At 31.5% G+C, this 25,553-nt stretch carries 20 protein-coding genes; 8 read left to right on the top strand and 12 right to left on the bottom strand.

Features of this window, described 5'->3' with window-relative positions; all coding sequences use genetic code 11:
• Positions 1-72: 72 nt before the first annotated feature.
• Complete coding sequence (locus Q0829_RS21505) at positions 73-3,351, bottom strand: DUF2723 domain-containing protein (RefSeq protein WP_298546822.1); 3,279 nt, start codon at positions 3,349-3,351, stop codon at positions 73-75.
• Positions 3,352-3,760: 409 nt separating this feature from the next.
• On the opposite strand from Q0829_RS21505, the gene Q0829_RS21500 reads away from it, so the two are divergent.
• Complete coding sequence (locus Q0829_RS21500; RefSeq protein WP_298546820.1) at positions 3,761-4,183, top strand: BLUF domain-containing protein; 423 nt, start codon at positions 3,761-3,763, stop codon at positions 4,181-4,183.
• A gap of 5 nt (positions 4,184-4,188) precedes the next feature.
• Here Q0829_RS21500 and Q0829_RS21495 read toward each other — a convergent pair whose 3' ends face one another.
• The 3 genes from Q0829_RS21495 to htpG all read right to left on the bottom strand — a co-directional run bounded on the left by Q0829_RS21495 (position 4,189) and on the right by htpG (position 7,846).
• Positions 4,189-5,169 (bottom strand): LuxR C-terminal-related transcriptional regulator, encoded by a 981-nt coding sequence (locus Q0829_RS21495; RefSeq protein ID WP_298546818.1) that lies wholly within the window; start codon positions 5,167-5,169, stop codon positions 4,189-4,191.
• An 89-nt stretch (positions 5,170-5,258) separates the two neighbouring features.
• Positions 5,259-5,855, bottom strand: a complete 597-nt coding sequence (locus Q0829_RS21490) for a hypothetical protein (RefSeq protein WP_298546816.1) — start codon at positions 5,853-5,855, stop codon at positions 5,259-5,261.
• Positions 5,856-5,959: 104 nt separating this feature from the next.
• Positions 5,960-7,846, bottom strand: a complete 1,887-nt coding sequence (gene htpG / locus Q0829_RS21485; protein ID WP_298546814.1) for a molecular chaperone HtpG — start codon at positions 7,844-7,846, stop codon at positions 5,960-5,962.
• A 257-nt stretch (positions 7,847-8,103) separates the two neighbouring features.
• Between htpG and Q0829_RS21480 the strand changes: the two genes are divergently transcribed.
• From Q0829_RS21480 to Q0829_RS21465, 4 genes are all read left to right on the top strand, one after another.
• Positions 8,104-8,769: a TetR family transcriptional regulator C-terminal domain-containing protein gene (locus tag Q0829_RS21480; RefSeq protein WP_298546812.1), complete on the top strand. Its 666-nt coding sequence runs from the start codon at positions 8,104-8,106 to the stop codon at positions 8,767-8,769.
• Positions 8,770-8,807: 38 nt separating this feature from the next.
• A complete protein-coding gene (locus Q0829_RS21475; protein WP_298546810.1) occupies positions 8,808-10,115 on the top strand; it encodes an AarF/ABC1/UbiB kinase family protein in 1,308 nt (435 codons plus the stop codon).
• A 302-nt stretch (positions 10,116-10,417) separates the two neighbouring features.
• Positions 10,418-10,699, top strand: coding sequence for a T9SS type A sorting domain-containing protein (locus tag Q0829_RS21470; RefSeq protein ID WP_298546808.1), 282 nt, complete (start codon positions 10,418-10,420; stop codon positions 10,697-10,699).
• A gap of 262 nt (positions 10,700-10,961) precedes the next feature.
• Positions 10,962-11,972 carry a beta-ketoacyl-ACP synthase III gene (locus Q0829_RS21465; RefSeq protein ID WP_298546806.1) on the top strand — a complete coding sequence of 337 codons (1,011 nt, stop codon included), beginning with the start codon at positions 10,962-10,964 and terminating at the stop codon, positions 11,970-11,972.
• A gap of 271 nt (positions 11,973-12,243) precedes the next feature.
• Here Q0829_RS21465 and Q0829_RS21460 read toward each other — a convergent pair whose 3' ends face one another.
• Complete coding sequence (locus Q0829_RS21460; RefSeq protein WP_298546805.1) at positions 12,244-14,664, bottom strand: TonB-dependent receptor; 2,421 nt, start codon at positions 14,662-14,664, stop codon at positions 12,244-12,246.
• Between the two features lie 430 nt (positions 14,665-15,094).
• Here Q0829_RS21460 and Q0829_RS21455 point away from each other — a divergent pair, with 430 nt between their 5' ends.
• Complete coding sequence (locus tag Q0829_RS21455) at positions 15,095-15,457, top strand: CoA-binding protein (protein ID WP_298546804.1); 363 nt, start codon at positions 15,095-15,097, stop codon at positions 15,455-15,457.
• Here Q0829_RS21455 and Q0829_RS21450 read toward each other — a convergent pair.
• The 7 genes from Q0829_RS21450 to Q0829_RS21420 all read right to left on the bottom strand — a co-directional run bounded on the left by Q0829_RS21450 (position 15,434) and on the right by Q0829_RS21420 (position 24,056).
• Positions 15,434-16,891 (bottom strand): sodium:solute symporter, encoded by a 1,458-nt coding sequence (locus Q0829_RS21450; protein ID WP_298546802.1) that lies wholly within the window; start codon positions 16,889-16,891, stop codon positions 15,434-15,436. The genes Q0829_RS21455 and Q0829_RS21450 overlap by 24 nt on opposite strands.
• Positions 16,892-16,961: 70 nt before the next feature.
• On the bottom strand, positions 16,962-17,648 hold the full coding sequence (locus tag Q0829_RS21445) for an ABC transporter ATP-binding protein (protein ID WP_298546800.1): 687 nt from the start codon (positions 17,646-17,648) through the stop codon (positions 16,962-16,964).
• A 66-nt stretch (positions 17,649-17,714) separates the two neighbouring features.
• Positions 17,715-18,287: a hypothetical protein gene (locus Q0829_RS21440; RefSeq protein WP_298546798.1), complete on the bottom strand. Its 573-nt coding sequence runs from the start codon at positions 18,285-18,287 to the stop codon at positions 17,715-17,717.
• Positions 18,288-18,308: 21 nt separating this feature from the next.
• Positions 18,309-20,180, bottom strand: coding sequence for an ABC-F family ATP-binding cassette domain-containing protein (locus Q0829_RS21435; protein ID WP_298546796.1), 1,872 nt, complete (start codon positions 20,178-20,180; stop codon positions 18,309-18,311).
• Between the two features lie 53 nt (positions 20,181-20,233).
• The gene (locus Q0829_RS21430) at positions 20,234-21,268 is read right to left on the bottom strand and encodes a hypothetical protein (RefSeq protein ID WP_298546794.1); all 1,035 of its coding nucleotides are present in this window, start codon (positions 21,266-21,268) and stop codon (positions 20,234-20,236) included.
• 29 nt (positions 21,269-21,297) lie between these two features.
• Entirely contained in the window at positions 21,298-22,878 is a 1,581-nt protein-coding gene (gene lnt / locus Q0829_RS21425) for an apolipoprotein N-acyltransferase (RefSeq protein ID WP_298546792.1), read from the bottom strand.
• Between the two features lie 89 nt (positions 22,879-22,967).
• Complete coding sequence (locus tag Q0829_RS21420; protein WP_298546790.1) at positions 22,968-24,056, bottom strand: PorV/PorQ family protein; 1,089 nt, start codon at positions 24,054-24,056, stop codon at positions 22,968-22,970.
• A 127-nt stretch (positions 24,057-24,183) separates the two neighbouring features.
• Here Q0829_RS21420 and Q0829_RS21415 point away from each other — a divergent pair, with 127 nt between their 5' ends.
• Both Q0829_RS21415 and Q0829_RS21410 read left to right on the top strand, forming a co-directional pair.
• Entirely contained in the window at positions 24,184-24,948 is a 765-nt protein-coding gene (locus Q0829_RS21415; RefSeq protein WP_298546789.1) for a CDP-alcohol phosphatidyltransferase family protein, read from the top strand.
• Between the two features lie 71 nt (positions 24,949-25,019).
• Complete coding sequence (locus tag Q0829_RS21410; protein WP_298546788.1) at positions 25,020-25,520, top strand: hypothetical protein; 501 nt, start codon at positions 25,020-25,022, stop codon at positions 25,518-25,520.
• Positions 25,521-25,553: the final 33 nt, after the last annotated feature.

The raw sequence follows: 25,553 nt of genomic DNA, 5'->3' as shown, positions 1-25,553 counted from the left end.
GTTAATAAAAGTTTATTTGAGAAAATCACTGAACTTAATTATTATGTTAATATTCCAAACGTGTTATCATCATTACTTGATGTCCTGTTCTAATTCTAATTCCTTTAATAAATCCTCATTATTTCCCGATTGGGAATTGGGTTGAGGTAGTAGTTCTTGTTTCGCAAAGAACCTTGGAAACAAATTGATATACCGATTAAATGTATCTATTTCAATAGTTATCAGTTCTTCATCTTGATTTTCCACCAAAGTATCCACAAGATCCCGATAATATGTCACGTTATCCATAATACTTTCAAAATGTTCTTGCTGTCTTTTATATGATAAGTTTGAAAAATAACGTAGTTGTTCTTGATATTTTGCAGCTAATTCTCTCCACAGGGTCCTAGCTTTTTCAATTTTGTTTATTTGATAATAATTATCTACAAAAGAGTGTAAAGGTGTATAATATTCATAGATATCTAAAGGCATTTTTTTTATACCCAAATCCAGGATTTCTTCAGCTTTACCTAGCTGATTTTCTTTGATTAATTGCTTAGCTAATCTGCTAAGATTAGTCCTGTAAGATATTCCGTTTTTTCTAGTTTCTGTATCGTGATAAATATCTTTTCTATCTCCATTTCCCCATTCCCACTCTTTAACATTTTTATACATAACTTCGGTGTTAACTCTTCCTAATTGATAGGGATTGTTTGGATTCACCTTAGTTTTAATAGGAACAAGTTTATATGTCATTCCGTCTAATTGTAAGTAGTCTTTCATCCAGATATAATCATCATCCCCAAAACTACCTCCGGTAAAGTAAATAGGACGTTCCCAGTTATTATTGGCTATTATATCTAGCATCACCAGTCTGTGTTTAGGGATATAATTACCTTTTAGCTGAATATCGATATAAGGAACAATGTTATCTGCATCTTTTTCAGATACTATTCCGTTTTTTAATACGGCTTCCTTATCAACAGGAATTCTAATGTTTTTGGTAGGAAAGGTGGATACTATTTTTCCATTCATAAGCTCTCCTTTGGTTCTATCATCATCGGATGTGATCCAACGCATCCAGTTTTTGATAAGCATAGTATCCTTTGTTACCGCTTTGTAAAAGATCGCATCGTTATTTCCATAGGTATAAAACGCGTGTTCTAACTGCGAAGGAACAGGTTTACCTTCATAAGCGGCCCTTTTCATTTGATCTATATACCAATCTGTCGCCAATAAATTGGTGATAAGAATACGTATATCCGTTCGGTATCCTTCTATTTCTTGTACATACCATAATGGAAAACTATCATTATCGCCAATAGAAAATAAAATTGCATCTTTCTGACAAGAGGATAAATATGTTTTAGCGGATGATTGAGCTGTATATCGATTGGATCGATCGTGATCATCCCAGTTTTGAGCAATCAATAAAGAAGGTCCTCCAAGTAGTGAAATTAGAATTGTTATGTATGCAGCCTTTTTAGAATTGATTTGATCTTTTAATAGGTCGAAAAGCGCATATACTCCAAATGCAATCCAAATGGCAAATACATAAAAAGAGCCTACCAAAGCATAATCTCTTTCTCGGGGTTCAAAAGGTCTTTCATTAAGGTATATTTTTAATGATAATCCAGTAAACAAAAAGAACATAAATAATACCCAGAAATTCTTTTTATCTTGTTTCAATTGGAAAACTAATCCAATTAAACCCAAAATAAGCGGAATAAAATAATAGGTGTTTCTAGCTTTATTTTTTTTGGCATCATTTGGTAAATTATCCTGAGATCCAAGGTGATATTCGTCAATAAACGAAATTCCACTAAGCCAATTACCGTGTAAAGAAGATAATTTACCCTGAATATCATCTTGTCTACCAACAAAATTCCACATAAAATATCGCCAATACATATAGTTAATTTGATATTGAAATAAATATGATACATTATCCCAAAATGAAGGTGGTTCGACATCCAAAAACTGACCAAACGATTCTAAAAATTTATGATAATCACTGTAGTCTAATGCATCTGCTGCATATTGTTTTCTAAAATCAATAACAGTATCTACAAGTTCTTTTTCATCCTGATATTCTGGTTTTATAGAGAATTTTAAAGGTCCGCTAAATAACATGTAATTACTGATATGCTCAGTACTCCACATTCTAGGTAATAAAGTTTTATGGCTATTATCTAAATTCTGTCTAGCATTTTTCCAATCATTTACAATTTCATATTGTCCTGTTTTTATATCTTTTTCGTATTTCGGTTTGTCATCTAAGTATGGCTCATCTTCATCTAAATTACCATAGATTTCAGTGAATTGAGGACCATAAAACAGATGTGTTTTTGGATACTGTTCCAGATTGTAGTATGCTAATAGTTCTCTAGCATTATTAGGGTTATTTTCGTTAATCACCGTGCCAGCATTTGCTCTAATCGGAATCATTAACCAGCTAGAAAACCCAACTAAAATAAAAAGAACACAGAGTAAAGAGGTATGGATTAATGGATAAGATTTTTTTCTGGTGTATTTTAATCCTAGGTAAAAACAAACTACCAAACTTATACCTGCTATAATGGTTCCTGAATGAAAAGGTAGCCCCATTGAGTTGACAAAGAATATTTCAGAAACTCCAAAATAAGTTAACGTATACGGAAGTAGCATTTTGAATATGAACAGTAATATGGCAATCACAATAACATTAGCCATTATAAAATTTTTGAGAGTTATGGTTTTATAATTTTTGAAATAATACAATAACCCTATTGCTGGAATGGATAATAACCCCATAAAGTGAACACCGAAAGAAAGTCCAATGATAAAAGAAATTAAGATGATCCATTTATTCCCTTGTTGAGAATTCATGTCTCGTTGCCATAAAAGTCCTAAATAGAACATAATAGATAGAATGAGAGTTGCCATAGCATATACTTCTGCTTCCACGGCATTGAACCAAAAGCTATCAGTAAAAGCAAAGGCTAGGGAACCAGTGACTCCACTTCCTAATATAGCAATACATGTATTTTTAGTAAGATTTGATTTGGCTTTTGCCAAATTAGTAAGAAGAATGGTAATTGACCAAAACATAAATAGTATGGTAAATGCACTAGCAGTTCCTGATGCAATATTCAATGTATATGCAATTTGTTCTGGATGTGTGGCAAACATAGAGGCAACAGCACCAATCATTTGAAACAAAGGAGCGCCGGGAGGATGTGCTATTTGTAATTTTGAAGAAGTGGAAATGTATTCACCTACATCCCAAAAACTATTGGTAGGTTCTACAGTATTTATATAAACCATTAAGGAAATAAAAAATACAGCCCAACCCAGTATAAGATTCCATCTTTTAAAAAGAAATATATTCATTTTTTTGATTGCCTTTTTAGGAAATCAAATGAATAGTAAAAATTAATAAAAGTAGATTATAAATAGTCGTAATAAAGTACTAGTACTGGTATGATTTTGTTTAAACTGTTTGAAAATAAGTGGTTTGTGATAATCTCCTAAACCTTATCAGTATTAAAGAGAACTAATGTTTTGAAAATTTTATAGACAAGAAAATAACCTGAATAGAAGAATATAAAATTATGTATCTGATTATTATAACATATAAGCGGCATCTATTTTTATCAATCATCTAAGATTAAACAATAGTTAAAACTTAGTTATTTGGGGAAAAATCTCCTTTTTTTAATAAACTTGAACTATCTTATGGTTTAATAATTAAGTGTTTGAGTTTTAATAATACCATGATTTTTACAAATTATTTTAAAGTATGCAAACTTCCAAGGAAATTAAAACTATTAGTTATTTAAGTAACTCTTCAAAGTTAGATAGAGAAGAAATAGAAGAGCTTTTGATAGATACTATGACAAATAATAATAAAATTGGAATAGGTGGAGTTCTTATATATAGCAATGATACTTTTTTTCAAATTATAGAAGGTCATGTAGAGGATGTAGATAGATTATTCACCAAAATAGAACTAGATAAAAGGCATTTTAATGTCTTCAAAATTTTTGATAAGAAAGTATCAATCAAAAAATTTAAAAGATTTAGTTTTAATTATATCGAAAATAACGATGAAAAGATATCTAATGAGTTGATTAGTTTTTTAGAAATTGAAGATAATTTTGGTGATGAAACCCATGAAATGCTAGTGGGAAAAGTAAAGACCCTTATTAAAGATTCTAAGTAATACCACTATTTATTAATTAGTTCTTTTCGACTGCTGATATGCAATTTACTATAAATATTAGAGATATGTGTTTTTACGGTATTAATACTGATAAACAGTTCATTAGCGATTTCTTTATTACTTTTTCCTGAAATGATTAGTTCTTTAATAGTATTTTCTTGTTTACTTAAAGACACTAAATTGTTATTTTGACTATTTCTTCGTCTTTTAAAAATTAAAAAAACCAGAGCGATTATAATCAAACAGGCGATACCATTTAGGAGTATACTTATAGAGTATTTTTCATCAGTATTTTCTTTGTAAACCAAAGAAAGTTTATTCTCTAGATATAAGAATAAGGCTGGATCAATTTCGCTCGATTTTAATTCTTTTAATAAGCTGGTATAATAAGCAGTATTTTCTTTGATATCTTTTTCCAGTAATTTTTTATCATCGAGTTTCTTAATACTTATTAGTTTTACCAGAAGAATCTGTAGGGAGTCTTTTGCATACCCTTTAGTCCTAAGTAAATACTTTTCAGTATCAAAATCGTCGTGTAAACTTTCAAATTTAGATTCGAATTTTTTTAGTTGTTGCCATTCCTTGTGAGCCTTATTATTAGTTGTGTAAGAATCAAAAAGTGATGTTCCTTTTTCAAAATATATGGAGTCTTTTTTTGATAAAATGAATAACTTAGAGTTTTTAGCAACACCTGTGCGTCTTGATATTGATTTAATTGGATTTACATGAATTCTATATATTTGATCTTTGTTGTCAAACCATTTTTGGTCAAAGGAAAAATATCCTTCTTTAGAAATCGAAGAGGAAGCAATAGGGATATAGGTATATCCATTAGCTGTGCCGTTTAATTGTACTTTACTTAAATTCACTTTTTCTTCCCAGTTCTCAGAGTTTTCCAGATGTAAATAACCTGAAACATTTTCTTGTCCATTTGCATTAAAACAAGCTGATAATAGTAGTATGAAAAGATAGATTGTATTTCTCATTTGTAGAATTGTCCTAAAAGAAAGGAGTTATATTGTAAAAATAATAAAATACTAGATATGTCCGTAGAATTGTTTTTTTAAAACAAGAATCAATCACAGCTAATTTGGTTTGCTCCATAAAGTAAACCATTACTTTTTTTAATTTCTTCTTTAGAAGACGGTAATTGTTCATCTAAGCAATCGCCAAAATACATTTTTATAATTTCAATACTTTTAAGCTTATTTCTGTTTAATTTACTAAAATGAATTTCATTGCCCTGATTGTCATAAATACCAAAATATTCTCTTGTAAAAACACTATTTTTAGATTTCTTAATTCTGTCTGTAATTCCTAAAGTATAGTTGTCGTTCTTAGCAACAATCCTAAAAATGTATGGTCTTTTAGCGTTTGGATCCAGAGGGACATGAACTTCATTTCTAAGGATTATTTTTTCAACATCTATCTTTTTAATTTTTAAGTACCTTCCTTGTTTACCATTTTTATTAGGTTCGGTTACATGCACAAAACGTGTAAAGCTCGTAACTCCTAATAAGGGATGAAGTTCTATTTTATTGCCATCCTTTGTTTGAAGATAATTTTTCATCTCTTCTACAGAATCAGATGTTTGGGAAACAACGGGGTTAAAAAATACCGAAAAGAGTAGTATTGTAGTTATTTTATAAAAAAGCTTGATTGATGAATACATTGTATTAAAGTTTGATTTCTTCAAATATAAAAAAACCGCTTCTACTGTTCAACAGCAAAGCGGTCTTATATCTAATAGCGTTAGCGATCTAATATCTAACTTCTCTATTTAATCATCTCAAAACTACGTTTTACAAATTCAGTCAATTCTTCACCTTTCAGTAAGTTCTGGGATAGTCTCGCCAAATCTAGTGATTGCTTAATCAAACGTTCTTTCTTTTTATCTGTTTTAGTGTCTTTAATCTGACCAATAAGCTCATGATTTGTATTGACAATTAGGTTGTACATCTCTGGCATATTACCAAACATATTCATTCCGCCTCCGCCAGTCTGTTGCATCTCTTTCATACGGCGCATGAACTCTGGTTGTGTAATTATAAACGGAGATGCATTACTATCCATCGCTTCTAATTGAACTGTGTATTTCTCAGCTGGAATCACCTTTTCTAAATCAACTTTTAAAGCCTCTTTTTCTTCATCAGATAATTTAGAAATAGTTTCCTCATCTTTTTTGATCAGGTTATCAATATGATCACCATCAACACGAACAAAAGAAATATTTTCTTTACTAGTTTCTAATTTTTGGATCAGATGCGAAACAATAGGAGAGTCTAATAACAATACTTCGTATCCTTTGTCTTTTGCTGCAGATATATAAGGATGTTGTTCATCCTTGTCAGAAGCATACAAGACCACCAGTTTATTATCTTTATCTGTTTGATTTTCTTTTATTTTTTCCTGTAATTCTTCAAAAGTGAAATAGGTTTCATCTACTGTAGGATATAAAGCAAATTTATCAGCTTTTTCGAAGAACTTATCTTCAGAAAGCATTCCATATTCGATAACTACTTTAATATCATTCCATTTCTTTTCAAAATCTTCTCTGTCATTTTTGAATAGAGAATTTAGTTTATCCGCCACTTTACGAGTGATGTAACTTGAGATTTTCTTTACAGCTCCATCTGCTTGCAGATAAGATCTGGAAACGTTTAATGGAATATCAGGAGAGTCAATAACACCGCGAAGCATTGTTAAAAATTCAGGAACAATACCTTCTACATTATCCGTTACAAAAACCTGATTTTGATATAATTGAATTCTATCCTTCTGCATATTCATATCCTGGCCAAGCTTCGGGAAATATAAAATCCCTGTAAGATTAAATGGATAGTCTACGTTAAGGTGTATATTAAATAAAGGCTCTTCGAACTGCATTGGGTACAATTCTCTATAAAAACCTTTATAATCTTCATCTTTTAGATCAGTTGGTTGTTTTGTCCAGGCTGGATTAGGGTTGTTGATAATATTATCAACTTCTTGAGTAGGTGCAGGATCTTCTTCCTTAGCATCTTCTGGTTTTGGTAATGTTTCTGTTTTCGTTCCGAATTTAATCGAAACAGGCATAAACTTATTATATTTTACCAATAATTCGCTGATTCTACTTTCCTCTAGGAATTCTGTATCATCTTCTCCAATATGCAGGATGATTTCTGTACCTCTTTCAGTTTTATCATGAGCTTCTATTGTGTATGTAGGAGAACCATCACAAGTCCAGTGCGCCGCTGGAGCGTCTGTATATGATTTGGTAATGATCTCTACTTTATTAGCTACCATAAATGCTGAGTAGAATCCTAAACCAAAATGACCAATGATTCCAGAATCTTTTGCGCTGTCTTTATATTTTTCTAAAAACTCCTCTGCACCAGAAAAAGCTACTTGGTTAATATATTTTTCAACCTCTTCTGCTGTCATACCGATCCCTTGATCGATAATATGAAGTAACTTATTTTCTTTATCAATTTTAACTTCAATCTTAGGGTTGCCATATGCTACCTTAGCCTCACCAATATTTGTTAAATGTTTTAGTTTTAGTGTTGCATCTGTTGCGTTAGATATTAACTCTCGTAAAAAGATCTCATGATCCGAATACAAGAACTTTTTAATCAAAGGAAAAATGTTTTCTACTGATACATTAATACTTCCTGTTGCCATTTTATTTATGTTTTAATTTTAATTATCACTTCTGGACTCTTTATAGTCAAAAAAAATACCAATTCTGCATTGCTGACAAACTGACACAGAAATAGCAGAAGGATTGATAAAACGTAAGGAAAGTACTAATGTTTCGTCTATTGTAAAACATAGAAATTAAGTTTCATTTTTTCTGAAACAACTTTAACAAATTTTTTGTTTAGGTTTTTGAGTAAAAAGTTAAACAATGTTTATATTTACAGTGTAAAATAACAATTATGGGAGCATCTAATAAAAAGCAAACAATTGATAGTCAGTATATCATTACCAAGTATATGAACTACGTTTTGGAGCATGATGAGTATCCAAAATCAGTATATAAATTTTGTAAAGAATCAAAAATTAAGGAAGAAGAATTCTATGAGTTTTTTGGTAGTTTGGATGGTGTAAACAAAGGAATATGGAATACTTTTTTTAGTACTGCTATTGATGCTATGAATAATAATGAGGAGTACGAAGGTTTATCTAGCAAAGATAAAATGTTAACGTTCTTTTTTACTTTTTTCGAATTACTAACACTTAATAGAAGTTATGTTCTTTTGACTTTGAGATATCACGAAGTACCTCTAAAAAATTTAGGACAGTTAAAGGGGTTACGAAAGCACATAAAACATTTTGCAAAGGAATTGATTGAGATTGATAACGATGAAAAATTATTTAGAATAGCTAAAAATCCCGTTTCCGTTTATTCAGAGGGTGCTTGGTTGCAGTTTTTGTTTCTGTTAAAATTTTGGATGGACGATGAATCTACAGGATTCGAAAAAACTGATATTGCTATAGAGAAGTCGGTAAATACAATTTTCGATCTATTTGATAATACGCCATTAAGTAGCGTATTAGATTTCGGAAAATTCTTGTGGAAAGAAAAATCAATGTGGAATTAGTGGTTTCTAATCATATACAACAAGTATACAGATAATATATGAAGACAATAGATAAAATACCTACTACAAAAATAGGAAGAACGACAGAACTTGTTAAAACTGGTGTTAAGGTAGGTGGAAATTATCTTAAGTATTACAGTAAAAAAGCTGTCAATCCTAAAACAACTAGAGATCAGCTAAATGAAAACAATGCTGCTGATATCTATGATGGATTGAAAAACTTAAAGGGTAGTGCTCTAAAGGTTGCGCAAATGCTTTCGATGGAGAAAAATATACTGCCAAATGCATATGTAGAGAAATTTTCTTTAGCCCAATTTAGCGTTCCTCCATTATCTGCGCCATTGGTTAGAAGGACATTTAAAAAGTATCACGGAAAATATCCTGAAGATTTATATGATACGTTTGCAACTCAATCTGTTAATGCTGCCAGTATCGGACAGGTACACAAGGCATCTAAAGACGGGAAAAAACTTGCTGTGAAAATTCAATATCCTGGAGTTGCAGACAGTATAAGTTCTGATTTGGCGATGGTAAAACCCATCGCCATCAGAATGTTTAATTTAAAAGGCAAAGATTCTGATAAGTATTTTCAAGAATTAGAAGGGAAACTCTTAGAAGAAACGGATTATGTGTTAGAAGTACAACAAAGTAAGGAAATAACCGAAGCTTGTTCTAAAATTCCGAATCTTACTTTTCCTAAGTATTATGAAGAATTATCCAGCAAACGCATTATTACGATGGACTGGATGGATGGTGTGCATCTAAGCGAGTTTGCAAAACAAAATGCAGATCAAGAAAAAGCTGATAAAATAGGTCAGGCGCTTTGGGACTTTTATATGTATCAGATGCATATCTTAAAAGCAGTGCATGCAGATCCACATCCTGGAAATTTCCTGGTTGATAAGAACGACAATTTAATTGCAATAGATTTTGGTTGTGTTAAGAAAGTTCCTTTGGAATTTTATACACCGTATTTTGAGTTAGCCGAAAAAGAAAATATAGAGAACCCAGATTTTTTTGCCCTAAAGATGTTCGAGCTGGAAATACTCCGAGAAGATGATTCTACTGAAGAGAAAGCATTTTTCTCGGGGTTATTCTATGAAATGCTCAGTTTGTTTACAAAACCATTCAATGCAGAGGTCTTTGACTTTGCTGATGAAGAATTTTGGAACGAAATAACAGCATTAAGTGAGAAGTACTCTAAAGATACAGAGCTAAGAAAGATGAATGGTAATAGAGGTAGTAAACACTTCTTGTATATCAATAGAACATTTTTTGGCTTATACAATTTGTTACATGATCTGAAAGCGACGATCCGTGTTAAAAATTTTGAAAAGTACCTTTAGCTAGTCGATCTCGACTGGCTTTGGTTTGTTTATTTATTGGTTAGGTTGTTAGAAAGGCATGCTGTGGTTGGCGTGCCTTTCGCTTTTTTAAAACAGAAATATTTAACCCAGATGAATGTCAAGAAATACTTTTGTAGATTTTATAGGTCATTAATCGAAAAAAGTAATTTTTCAGCAAAATTATTGATCTTCTCAAATATTCAGATTCCTTAGTTTTAATCATATCAGCACACATTACTTGCTTTAATCAAGAATTATGTATTGCTAATTTCAATTAATAATAAGGAGAAAATAGTTTGGATATGAATATACAATCAATACATCAGGATAATTCAGAAGAAACTTTATACGATACATTTTCGGTATATTTAAATCAACCACTAAATGCTATTTATATTGATTTAGATACAGAGGATACTAACGTGTCTTATATCGTATATGATAAAAAAGGACAAATAATTAAGGAAAAATATAATCTTTCTAAAAGAAATAAATTGTCTTTAAACCCCTTTCCTTCTGGTCTATATACTATTGTAATCAATGATAGAAGGAATAAGGTTATTAAGAAAGTTTTAAAATTTTAAAGAATATGTTTATCGAACTAAAATTTGAATAGATAGCTTTCTTATTTGTTACTAAACCAAAATAGAAAGTTTTTAAATTTTTTCTGAAAGCATTTAGGTTTTAATCGATCTGGATAAAACAGGGATTTGTTATGCGTGCATACAATAAGATTGCAGTTTCTTTTATCAAAAACCTAAGAATACATATCTTGCTTTGCAGTTTTTTAAAAAACATTAGTAATAAACTATTATTACATACAATACACACTCAATATTATAATATATGTATACTTCAAAAGTAACAGGATTAGGAAGCTATGTTCCTGAAAATGTTGTAACTAATGACGATCTTTCTAAGGTAATGGATACTAACGATGCTTGGATTCAAGAACGTACCGGTATAAAAGAAAGACGTCATATTAAAAAAGGAGATGGAAATAGTACTTCTGTTATGGGAGTAAAAGCGGCGAAAATAGCTCTGGAAAGAGCAAAATTAACAAAAGATGATATAGACCTTATCATTTTTGCAACATTGAGTCCTGATATGTATTTTCCTGGCGGTGGAGTCAGGGTTCAGGATATGATGGATATGAGTACAATCCCAGCCCTAGATGTTCGTAATCAGTGTAGTGGATTTGTATACGCTGTATCTGTTGGTGATCAGTTTATCAAAACTGGTATGTATAAGAATGTTTTGATTATAGGTAGTGAAAATCATAGTGGAGGACTTGATATGACTACAAGAGGTAGAGGAGTTTCCGTAATATTTGGTGATGGAGCAGGAGCAATGGTCTTATCAAGAAATGAAAACGAAGATGGGAGAGGTGTGTTATCTACACATTTGCATAGTGAAGGAGCACACGCTAAAGAATTATCTTTAGAAGGACCAAGTACAGAACATTGGGTTCCTGAGATTATTGAAGAAAATGATCAGGAGAATATACCTTATTATCCATATATGAATGGTCAATTTGTATTTAAGAATGCAGTCGTGCGTTTTTCTGAAGTTATTAATGAAGGATTACAGAAAAATAATCTTGCCGCTACGGATATAAATATGTTAATACCTCACCAAGCTAATCTAAGAATTTCTCAATTTGTGCAAAAGCAATTTAGATTATCTGATGATCAGGTGTATAATAATATTCAACGATATGGTAATACTACTGCAGCTTCAATTCCAATTGCCTTAACCGAAGCTTGGGAAGAAGGAAAAATAAAGGAAGGTGATTTAGTTGTTTTAGCAGCTTTTGGGAGTGGTTTTACCTGGGGGAGTGCGATTATTAGGTGGTAATGAGAAAGCATTAAAATTTTAATAAAACAAAAATCGCGAAACTAGTTAGCTTCGCGATTTTTTATTACCGGGTTATTTTTTTTCTTTAAAGGCTAATTCAAATAAATTATAACCATAATGGTACTATAATAGACGTAACAATTTGCATAGTGTTACAAAAACATTACTTTTTTTGCATTTATTTAACTTTGAACTGTTTTTATTAGATATTTATTAAATTTAACAAATTATCTGCGAATATTTTAGCATATTAACATATTGTTTAGTGAATTTAAAGTATTCCTCCACCGGATTTTTCATTTTTATCTCTTCTTTTTCTAGAAACTTTTCTGTTTTTCCCACTACCAAAGCGATATGATAATCCCAGAAAAATTGTTTGTGTTTCTCCTTGAAATTCTCCGTTTTGTTCGAAAGGAAAATCTCCAGAAAATCTAAAGCGCATCGTATTAAAAATATCATTGAAGTTAATACTTGCAGTTCCTTTTCCTTGTAAGAAGTTATAACGTGCTCCAGTATTAACGAAATAAAATGGTTTTGTTTTAAATTGGATTCCTTCTTGTTCACCTCTATAGAATCCAAATACTTGAAATGTTAAGTTTTTAGTAGCCTTAAAATTATTATTTATTCTAAAATTATAAACTAAAGCATCTACTTCACTAGACACTTGAATAATTTCATCCATTCCATTAACTTCTATTACGTCTTCTACAATACCTTTTTGAGTTTGAGCATAGAGATCAAAACTTGCATTAAAATTCCACCATTTTGTTGGGCGATAATTACTAGAAATCTCTATTCCATAAGCAGAATTGTTGTCAAAATTTTCAAAAGTAAGTATCTGACCTTCTTCTACCGTTGGGTCCGCTAATAAAGTCTGATTGATTTCATCATTTATCAAACGATAGAAAGTTCCGGCCGTAATAGAGCCTCCTTTTAGTTTACGAGTATAATTAAGCTCAATTGAATTTGTGAATTGAGGATCTAGTTCAGGATTTCCTCTAGAAGTAATTCTTGGGGTGCTCCATTCTCTTATTGGATTTACCTGATTTAATCCTGGTCTGTCTACTCTTCGACTATAACTTAATTGATAGTTATTCTTTTCGCCTGGTTTATAGGTTAGATATGCAGATGGATAAATTGTGAAAATATCATCTTCAAATACTTTTTCATTATTAAAAATTGCTTCTACCTGATAATTTTCTAATCTCGCCCCAATTTGATACGACCATTTTTCATAGTTTTTTCCATAAGTGGCATATAATGCATGAATATCTCTATCATATTGATACTTAGAATCGTCAAAAAAGGTAGATTGATATTCATTATCCGTTCGTCTTAATCGACCTTCATATCCGAGTTCTAGTTTTGCTTTTTCTGATAAAGGATTTACATAATCCAAGTTGATTGTTGTGTTTGTACGTTCGTTATTTAGTACATCATTATAATCTAATGTAGATCCTCCAATAAAATTGAAATCATCATCACTATCTCCATCGAAAATATTATAATCAACTTCTAGTTCTATATTGTGCCCTTCTTTTTTAAAATCATGTTTGTAATCAAAATTATAAGTAGATCCAAGATTACTATTATTATTTACAAGATCTTGAAAAATATTATCTCCTGGTGTATCAAAAAATAGTATATCCGTTGTTCCAGCGGTAGTACCATCAAATAAATTTTGATTAGTATAAAAGGATATAGTATTCTGATCATTGATATAATAATCAAAGCCTACCTTAAACAAATGAGATTTGTTATTATCCAAAAAGCGAAAATCAGTTCTATAGTTTTGGTCTCCTCTAAATACAAAACCTTGGTTTAAGTTTTTGGTAATGTTTGCTCCATAATTTCCGTATATATTTATTTTACCACTTCGGTAGTTTAGATCTATAGAACTATTAAATCGTGCATTTCTATCCCAATTTACTCCCAGGTTTATGTTTCCGTTAAAACCAATATTAGCATTTTTACGTAAAACAATATTGATAATACCACTCATACCTTCTGGATTATATTTAGCAGATGGATTAGTTATTAATTCCACAGATTTAATGGAGGTAGACGGTATTTGTTTTAATAATTGCGTTGGAGAAATATTGGTGGGTTTCCCATCTATTAATATTTGTACATTGGGATTACCACGTAACGCGATATTACCATCTTGATCTACATTTACTGAAGGAATGTTTTGCATAATTTCAGCAGCAGTTCCTCCTGTAGTGGTTAGGTCTTTTCCAATATTGATCACCTTTCTATCGATTTTTTGTTCGATAGTAGTTCGCTCTGCGATAATAGTGACATCGTCTAATGCTTGAGCTTCTTCTTCTAAAGAAATGATACCGACATCTATATCCTTATTTTTTCTTGAAATTTCAATAGGTTGGTTATAACTAGTATATCCAATAAATTGTATTTTCAAAGTGTAATTTCCTTTAGGAACATCCGTAATTAAAAAAGTTCCATCTTCTTTGGTAATACCACCACTGATTAATTTTTCTGCTCCATCATTGATAATAATTGTGGCATAGGGTATAGGCTGGTTAAGTCCTTTATCGATTACTTTTCCCTTAATAGTTCCTACAATTGCATCGTTATTAGGTTGTGCAGTTACTATAGCACAATATAATGATAGAAATAATAGAATTGTTTTTTGACTTATAAACAAGCCAAGTAGATTGATTGTTTTCATCTTACGTTTATTTGATTGATTTTTATGCTAAGCATTGTACTTTGTATTACATAATACATTTATGCTTGTTTTCTAATATTGTACACGTTGATTAAGCGTGTTTGTTATATGACGAATTAGAGAAAAAACTGTTACACTATAATTTTTTTTTAACAATAAATTATAGAATCAAAAATCGCCCCTGGATAAGGGGCGATCTTCTATAATAATCAAATAGTAACACTAACCATCAACTATGAATAAAATTTGATTATTAAGTAACTAACTAACTAAATTTATGAAAAATCATATTTCTTTCTTATAAGACGCGAGAGACATTACTTATGTTACAGGTGGTTTTTGTTTTTAACATTTTTGGGTTTATTTTTAACGTTTAAACGATGAAACACTAGGGTGTTAACTTTATTTTGCAACTAAATTATTAAGTAATATGTCTAAAAAGACCTTGGTATTAGGAGCTTCTTTAAAAACTAATCGATATTCTAATCTGGCTATTCATAGATTAGTAAATCATAAACAGAATGTCGTTGCGATTGGACTTAGGGAAGGAAAAGTGTCTGGAATTAAAATAGAGACTAGTTTAATTGATTTTGAAGATGTCGATACAATTACTTTATATCTGAATCCGATGCGTCAGCAACAATATTATGAGTACATCGTAAGTCTCAATCCTAGAAGAGTGATTTTTAATCCGGGAACTGAAAATCCTGAATTTTATAGTATCCTGAAGCAAGCTAATATTGAAGCTGAGGTAGCTTGTACTTTAGTATTACTTTCTACGAATCAATATTAATCCCAAAAATGTAAGTAATCCATTGAGAGGGAGTAATTCATAACCAATTTTATACCCACCAATTAACTCAGAAGGTATTTTCCATACACCAACAATAACCAGAACAGAGATCAAGGCTACGATCCAAGTATATTGATCTTTTATTTCATAATTGGTAAAAATTCCGAAAGCAAATAATCCTAGTAATGGACCGTACGTAAAAGTAGCAACAGTTAGTAAATTACTGATTACATTTTCAGTTAATACATGTTTGAAAATTATAATCACAATGATCAATAAGATGCTCATCGCAATATGGGTCTTCTTTCGGATAGCTACTTGATCTTTTTGATCTCTTTTCTCAATTCCCAAAAAATCAATACAAAAAGAGGTTGTTAGAGACGTTAGTGCGCTATCAGCACTACTATATGCCGCAGCAACTAGTCCAAGAATAAAAGCCACAGCTAATACGATACCTAATCCACCATTAATGGCTATTTCTGGGAACAGCAAATCTGTTTTTACATTTCCATCTACAATAGGAGTGGCTATATTAAATTGATCTGCATATATAAATAGTAACGCACCTAATAGAAGAAAAATAAAGTTTACCACTATCAACACAAAACTAAAAGAAACCATGTTTTTCTGTGCTTCTTTTAAATTACGACAGGTCAGATTTTTTTGCATCATATCTTGATCCAGTCCAGTCATGCAGATGGCAATAAACATACCTCCGATAAATGACTTGAAGAAATGATTTTTTTCTAAAAAGCTATCGAAGAAAAATACTTTATCATAGTTTTTTAATTCTTCGGAAGAGAGAAATTCTGAAAAAGACCATCCTATTTGATCGTTAATATAATAGATTGCCGTTCCTAAGGCGATTAACATAAATAATGTCTGTAACGTATCGGTCCAAACTATTGTTTTTATACCTCCTCTAAAGGTATATATCCATATTAACAGTATAGAAAGTATAACGGTAATTTCGAATGGTACATTCCATTCATCAAAAATATACTGTTGTAATACAATTGCCACAAGATAAAGCCTGAAAGAGGCACCTAAAACTCTAGATATGAAGAAAAAGAATGCTCCTGTTTTATAACTAACTATCCCGAATCTTTCTTCCAGATATTGATAAATAGAGGTGACGTTTAATCCATAATAAATAGGCATTAAGACATACGCAATGACAAAATTACCCGCCAGATATCCGAAGACGATCTGCATATAGCTAAACTGTGCTCCCTCAACCCATCCAGGAACGGAAATAAACGTAACTCCACTTAAGGAAGCACCAATCATTCCAAAAGCAACTATATACCAGGGAGATTGCTTATTAGCTTTAAAAAAAGCTTCGTTTCCTGAACTTTTTCCTGTGAAATATGAGATTAAAAGTAATACACCGAAATAAGCGGCAATTAAAAGCAGAATATGTATGGGTTGCATATAGAATCCGAATTAGTAAAACACCAAAATACGAATTAATATTTTCAAATAATGAGCTCCAAACTATAAACTATTGATTTCTCTTATCGCTCTCAATCATACCATCTCTTAATCGAATTACTCGATGTGCATGAGCAGCAACTTCTTCTTCGTGTGTGACTAATATAACAGTATTACCAGCAGCATGAATATCATCAAATAATTGCATGATCTCCAGAGAAGTTTTAGAATCCAGGTTTCCGGTAGGCTCATCTGCTAAGATAATAGAAGGCTTATTGACCAAGGCACGACCTACTGCAACTCGTTGTCGCTGACCTCCAGAAAGTTGATTTGGTTTGTGATCCATACGATCCGCAAGCCCTACATCTGTTAGTACTTCTTCAGCTCTTGCATTTCTATCTTTTTTAGAAGTCCCAGCATACACCATAGGGAGCGCAACATTATCTAAAGCAGTAGTTCTTGGTAGTAAATTAAAAGTTTGAAATACAAAGCCAATTTCTTTATTTCTGATATCCGCTAATTCATCATCCGTCATTTTACTGACATCATTTCCATTAAGGTTGTAAGTGCCATCTGTAGGTGTGTCTAAACAACCTAAAAGATTCATTAAAGTAGATTTTCCGGACCCAGAAGGTCCCATAATAGCAATGTAATCTCCTCTTCTTATTTCCAGATCAATACCTTTAAGTACATAAACGGTTTCTTGACCTAATTGAAAATTTCTAATGATACCTTTGATATCGATAACGTTTTCCATGCGATGAAATTAATTCTAGCCGTAAGATACGATTTTAGCCTATATGACGCATCAAACAAGAAGTTGTTACACTCTAATTACAAAATGTTCTTTTTCTTGTTCTTTTCTAAAAAATACGAACCCCAAATTATAAGTATCTATAGTTACTTTAGTTTTAGGGTGATTATGTAATTGTTGCCAAATGTTTTGATTCTCTTTGGATTTATTTATTGAATTTAAAAGAAGAAGAGAATCATTATGTGTTTTTGAAAGTAAAATATCCAAAAGTCCAGGATGCTTTTTAAATTGATCAATATCTAAGTAAATAAAGTCAAATTGATCCAGATCTTCTGGAGAATAATAGATTGTAGTAAAATTATCAACTGATAAAACCTTGTCTATAAAACTAGATGATTTTTTAGTAACTAGTATCTTCTTATATTTAAGATATCCTATTAACCTGTTTAGAAGTTTTAGATTCTTTAAACTTATCTCTGAAGCATTGTTTTTATAGATGGATGTAATCGATACATACGATGCTTTTTTATCTCTATCATAAAAACATTTGGTAACTAAGTTATATACAAAAGGGGAATGTACACCATGCTGATTGGTGGATCTCCATAAAAAAAATAGATATGATTTAATTTTAAATAGCATCAGTCCTGGAAATAGATTTGATTATTCCATTTTCTCAGATAGTTCCAGCCAACGCATTTCCTTTTCTTCTATATCTTCTATGACCTTTTTTAGTTTTGCCGATTCTTCGTTAATTTTATCTCCTTCTAATGTACCACTGGTAAAAAGCGCTTCGATTTCTTTCTTCTGGATCTCTAATTTTTTTAGATCACGTTCTATACGGTTGTATTCTTTTTGCTCATTATAAGATAAAGCAGTCTTATTTTCTTTTTTCCAAGAAGTTTTTGTCTTAGGTTCAGTATCTACAGTTTTAACTTTCTCTGGTATTCGGCTGTTTTCATAGGTTCGATAATCAGAATAATTACCAGGAAAATCTTCGATTATGGCATTTCCTCTAAATACAAACAAATGATCCACTATTTTATCCATAAAATAACGGTCGTGAGATACTACAATTAGACAACCTGGAAAATCAAGTAAGAAATTTTCTAAAACATTTAAGGTTACAATATCGAGGTCATTTGTAGGTTCATCCAGTATTAAGAAATTAGGATTTTGTATAAGAACAGTACATAAATACAATCGTTTTCTTTCACCACCACTTAATTTTTCTACAAAATCATATTGCTTTTTACGGTCGAATAAAAAACGTTCTAACAGTTGCTGTGCAGAGATTTGTCTTCCTTTTTTCAAAGGAATGTAATCACCAAATTCTCTAATTACTTCTATTACTTTTTGGCCTTCTTTAATGGTTATTCCTCGCTGCGTGTAATACCCAAATTTTACGGTATCACCAACTACTATTTTTCCTTGATCCGGCTGGATAGCTCCAGTAAGCATATTCAGAAACGTAGATTTTCCGGTTCCATTTTTACCAATAATCCCTACGCGTTCTCCTTTTCTGAATACATACTCATATTTGTCTAATAAAGTTAGATTTTCGAAGCTTTTAGAAACTTTATGGATTTCCAGAATTTTACTTCCCAGACGTTCCATATTGATTTCTAATTGTACTTCATGATCATTTCTTCTTTTATGAGCACGTTCTTTGATTTCATAGAAATCATCAATTCTGGATTTGGATTTAGTTGTGCGGGCTTTGGGTTGTCGTCGCATCCAATCCAATTCTTTTTTATAAAGTTGTTTTGCTTTACCAGTCTCAATTTCTTCGTTAGCAATTCTAGCTTCTTTATTCTGTAAGTAATAGGCATAATTACCTTTGTAATTATATAGCTTACCATTTTCTAATTCTACAATTTCATTACATACATTTTCCAGAAAATAACGGTCGTGAGTTACCATAAACAGCGTGAAATTCTCTTTGGCAAAATATTCTTCCAGCCATTCGATCATTTCTAGATCCAGGTGGTTGGTAGGTTCATCAAGATAAAGCAATTCTGGTTTGCTTAATAATATATTAGCTAAAGCCAATCTCTTTTTCTGTCCTCCGGAAAGTTGACTTACTTTTTGATCTAGCTTTTCAAGTTTTAATTTAAAAAGAATTTGTTTGTATTGTGTCTCAAAATCCCAGGCATTCAATGCATCCATTTGCTCAAATGCTTTTTGATATGCTTCCGCATCATCCGGATTTTCTAAAGCTTTTTCGTAGGCATTGATCACCCTTAAGGTTTCATTATCAGCCACAAAAATAGTTTGTTCTATCGTTAAGTTAGGGTCTAGGTCTGGTTCTTGAGGTAAGAAAGCGACTTTTAGATTTTTTCTATATACCACTTGCCCTTCATCAGGCTCTTCGTCACCAGCAATAATATTAAGTAAGGATGTTTTTCCTGTTCCATTTTTTGCAACAAAACCAATTTTCTGGCCTTCATTAATTCCAAAAGAAATATTTTTAAATAAGATACGCTCCCCAAAGGATTTCGCTATATTTTCTACTGATACGTAATTCACATTCATAATTTAAGATGTAAAGAAACGAAGAATTAACTACAGATAGAAATGTGATTTACTTAATTAGTTACGTTTCGAAGATTTTTGGATTTTAAAACACTGAGTTTCCCCTGAATACTCTCTGCATCTGCTTTGTTGTAATAGCTTTTTGTACCTATGGTTACGGATATCCACATACTATGGTCATTTTTGTTCTTATAAATTTTATACGTAGCATCTAGATTTTTGAAGGTTAAAGATATTTCGGTATTTGTTTCTGATAAAGTGAATGTAGGATCGCTATTTTCCACGGCATAATCAAACTCTATTTCACCATCTTTATTAGTGAATACATAATTAAGTTTGTCTATTTCTGATGTAAAAAGAACTACTTCCTTTGAGTTTTTTTCTAACAAAAAGCGTAATAATATAGATTCCTCGATATCTTCAATCAATAATTTTTTACTTACCGTTTTTACCATAATTGAGCCATTCCATCTTTTTTCTACCGTATCAAATGTGTATCCTGTAGTACTCATACCAGATCCTTCTTCAGAAATGAGAATGACTTTTGGGAGATCATTTTCGATAATATATTCTGAAAATTGATGCCAACAACAACCGCTTTTGGTCCTAGTGAATATTTTTTTAGTTTCATAATCAACCTGAAACATTCCGCAATATTCTTGAGCAAGTTGTGTAAATTCTGGGCTATGAGTAAAACCGTTTGTCTTACCTAAATAAATCTGATACGATGGTCCATGGTAACAACTAAATTGTCCATCCTGAATCGCAAGGTCTTTTATATTGTCAAAATTAAAATCCTCATAGATCAATACACTCTGCTCTCCATAGGGTAATTGAAGAGTATTGGTTTTGATAGCTCCCTTTTCATTATGCTCAAAAGCTAGTTCTTCAGAATTAATTTTGATGATCTCTTTTTTAGTTTTCTTTTTGTAAATAATTATTTTTCCTTGTTTAAAAACTTCATTTTCGAATCCTTGATTAACATAAACTTTCCCATAATACTCATCAGAAAAATCTTCGATAAAATATTCAGTTTGAGAAAATAAAGAGATAGATGCGAGGAATGTTATAATAGGCAAGAATTTCATAATAAATATTTTGTACGCTATATGAAAAATTATATTTTCTTTCTTCGTCTAGTGATGGAAAACAGAAAAATAAAAATCATGAGAAAAATGGCAACTCTTGCAAGATAATCTCCAGCTTTTACATAAAAGGTTATTTTATCATTAGTTTTTAAGGTACCTTTTAGTGCTCCTTGTTCATTATATCCAAGAGACGAAACAATAGTTCCGGTTTGATCGATGATCGCAGAGACTCCGGTATTCGCACTTCTTGCAATACTTCTTCGCGTTTCGATAGCTCTGAATTTTGCATATGCCAAATGTTGTTTGTGTCCTTGTGTGACTCCCCACCACGCATCATTAGTTATAATAGCTAGAAAATCGGCCTTATTTCTTACATAACCTGATACGAATTCACCATACACGCTTTCGTAGCATATAATTGGTCCTGCACCAATTCCTTCTTTTGTAAAGAATACTTCACGATCAGATTGGGTAGTTTTTTTTGCGACTGTACCGCCCAAATCAATCATGGCGTCTCCAACAATTGGTTTAAAAACACTTTGATATGGAAAATTTTCTACACCGACTACCAATTTACTTTTGTGATACAGTTCATCGGTTCCGTCTGGTCTTACTAAGAATGCAGAATTATAATCATCATAAAATACACCACTTTTATGTTCATTTGTTTGTGAATGAACTTTTGATGGATCCCGGAACACATCGATTAATGAAATACCAGATAAGAAATTTGCTTTTGGGTACTTGTTGATAATACTTAAAGCTGTTTTTTTGGCAATAGAACTCTGAAAGTTTTTTAATCTATTGTTATCAGCAAAAACAGTTTCTGGTGCAATAATAAAATCTGTATTGTCACTAATCTCTGATGCAGTAAGAGAGCTTAATAGTGATCCCACACGATCATCCGTAGTGTTATATTTTTCAGTATAAGGGTTTATATTTGGTTGCAAAATTAAAACTTCTATGTCTTGACCATCTTCTTCATAGGTTTTCAGGATAATCAAAGAAATTAAAATAGGAATAAGTATAATCAATCCATTTCGTATTGCTGATCGATATAAGATCGATTTATCTTTATGTTCTATAAAAAGTAACACACTTTTATAGATACCGATATTTACAATCCATATCCATAGAGTTCCTCCAAAGGTACCAGTGTATTCATACCATTGTATCCAAGAAGTAAAATTAGCAAATCCATTGCCTAAATTAAGCCAAGGCCAAGAAAACTGCCATTGTAGATGCAAGTATTCGAAACTCATCCATATACATATGAGAAAAATAGTTCCAATAGTAAATGATGCTTTTCTGGCGATTATATGATAGATTAGAAATACCAATGCCATTAGCAAACTATTCACAATTTCTGCAAACCACATTCCAAAAGGAGTAGAGTTATAAATCCACCAGGTAGTGATCATATTCCAAATAAAAAGTGCAAGAAATGCTAAGCCAAATACCTGACTCTTATGGAATTTGTTATAACGTATTTTGTGTTCAGTAATTAGTAGTGGAACAAAACCAAAAAATAGAAATAGCGGGAAACCATAGGTCGGCCAGCCAATTGCAAGTAACAAACCGGATGAAATAGCGAGTAGGATATTCTTCATATAAGAGTGTTCTGTCTTAATAACGAAAATAAACTTATTTCGTTACAATACTTAGAACCTAAACTAAAAAATGTAATGATTTTATGTATCTATCTAAAGACACTCCAGTCTACCTTAATTGAAAATACATTAGAATAAATTGCAGCACTTTGATCTCCAATATCCGTTAGTGCGTAATCCACTTGAATTCCTTTGTATTGAAAACCTATTCCAAAATTAGGTTGGAAACCTACATTGTCAGATCCATCAAACTGCTCTATATTCTGAAAATTACCAACACCTCCACGTAAGTAAACAATTTTTGCATAATCTAATTCAAAACCGAAAGCAGGGGTAATACTCATAGCAGAAGAGGAAATGATATCATTTGTTTCTGCAAAACGAACAATCATGTCTAATTCTGTATTTAATCCAATATTTTTACCTAAGTCAAATTTTCTTGCAGCACCAAATTGTAATTTTGGGATGGTTATTTCAGTAGTTTCTGGTAATTCCTGATCTCTAATTTGTGGTATTTGATCTTCATCAGGAATGCCATCACCATTAAGATCCCCAATGGCAAAATCCTCTACACTCCATGCATTAAATGTAGTAGTAATATCCCTTACCATAATTCCAAATTGCCAATTGTTTTTCTGATATTGTAATGCTGCATCAAGGCCAAATCCCCAGGACGAAGCAAAATCACCTATGACTCTTCGGATTACTTTTGCATTCGCTCCATAACTTAATCCCTCAATAGGTAATTTTCTTGAGTACGAAAATGTAAAAGCATAATCTGCAGCAGAAAATAAGTTGATTCTAGTATAATCAATATTTCCATCAGCATCTACTAAACTCGTAGTATCTAGTATGTCATCTACCCCAAATCTAATTAAAGAGAGAGCAATGGCGCTTTTTTCATCGAGTGGCATTGCAAAAGCTAAATAGTCATAATTAGCAATATTAGCAAAATACGCTGCATGCATAAAAGATACTTGATTATCCTCTAGATGAATTAACCCAGCGGGATTCCAATATCCGGAATTTACATCTCCAGAAGAAGCGACCACAGCATTAGCCATACCTAAAGCACCAGCATCAACACCAATGTTTAGAAATTCATTAGAATATTTTCTAGTCTGTGCCGAAGAGATTGATACAGTTAGAAAAAGTAAAACAATTATAATTCTTTTCAATCCAAGCAATTTTTCACAAATATCTTACTATTTTTCAACATGATAAACTTTATTTGCGATTTCATATTGTGCAGGCTATGTTAATAGACAAAAATAGTTTGTTATTTTTACACAAAAATCACACCATATGCAGCTTAAAAAGCAAATCCCTAATATAATTACGCTACTTAATCTCTTTTGCGGATGCATTGCTACTATTTTTGCAGTTCAGGGAGCTTTAGAATTGGCGGCGCTTTTTGTAGTACTTGGTATTGGTTTCGATTTTTTTGATGGTTTTGCCGCTAGAATTTTAAACGTACAGAGTGAGTTAGGATTACAATTAGATTCTCTAGCAGATATGGTGACTAGTGGATTGGTGCCAGGAATAGTGATGTTTCAGATGTTATCTAAAGTTTTTGGGTTTCCTTATCAAGTAATTTCTGAAGGCTCAAGTCAAATAGACTATTTTGAGTTTGTTCTTAGCAGTTTTGGTTTAAACTATTTACCATTAATTGGATTGCTTATTACATTGGCTTCTGCATATCGACTGGCTAAATTTAATATAGATACACGACAAACCACATCTTTTATTGGTTTGCCCACACCTGCAAATACTTTACTTATATTAAGTCTGCCCTTAATTCTTCAGTTTCAAACAGAAGTGTGGATCTCTGATATAATATTAAATCCTTGGTTTTTGACAGGTTTAACACTAGTAAGTTGCTATTTGTTAAATGCCGAAATTCCATTGTTTGCGCTTAAATTCAAAACTTGGGGATTTGCCGAAAATAAGGTGAGGTATATTTTTTTGTTTCTCACCATTGTGCTGTTAATAGTGCTTAAGTTTTTAGCAATACCATGTGTGATATTGTTATACGTGATAATGTCAATGGTTTTTAAAGAAAAATCATAATAGTTAATTCCATGCTTTGTAAATTGATCTTTTTCTGTGATTTAGTTAAAAGTCAATTTAAACTTTGCATAATGTTGATTGTGTTTTTATGTATAGGTTGTAGCCAAAAGAAACATAAAGAAAGCATTAGTAAAGGAGGTTTTTCTTTAGAGAAACAAAATGATTCTTTATATAATCTTGCAATTAAAACAGATAGTCTAATAGATATTTGGGAACTACCATATCCTGTATATCAATTTCATGTTGGCGATATTGATAATAATGGAAAAAAGGATGCAATGGTTGGTGTTATTAAAAAAACCCGATTTGATTCTGTAGTTAGAAAGCGTCTTTTTATTTTTAAGAATTATAAAGGCTATGTTCGGCCTTTATGGTTAGGATCTGCCTTAGGACAACCATTAGTAGATTTTAATTTTCACAAAGAAGAAGAAGCAATTATCAGGAGTGTAGAACGAGAGAAACTAGGTGCTTTTTTAGTGGCAGAATATAGATGGCGTAGATTCGGATTAGAATTTGTGAGATATCTAGGAAGAGAAATGGATAGTATCACTGCAATTAATATGTTACGTTAGCAAAAAATAAACTACAATATTAGATCAATTTCT

Origin of the sequence: uncultured Aquimarina sp., from assembly GCF_947492405.1 — a bacterium.
In the GTDB taxonomy this organism is placed as follows: Bacteria; Bacteroidota; Bacteroidia; order Flavobacteriales; family Flavobacteriaceae; genus Aquimarina.
This window is presented reverse-complemented; position numbering and strand designations above follow the sequence as displayed.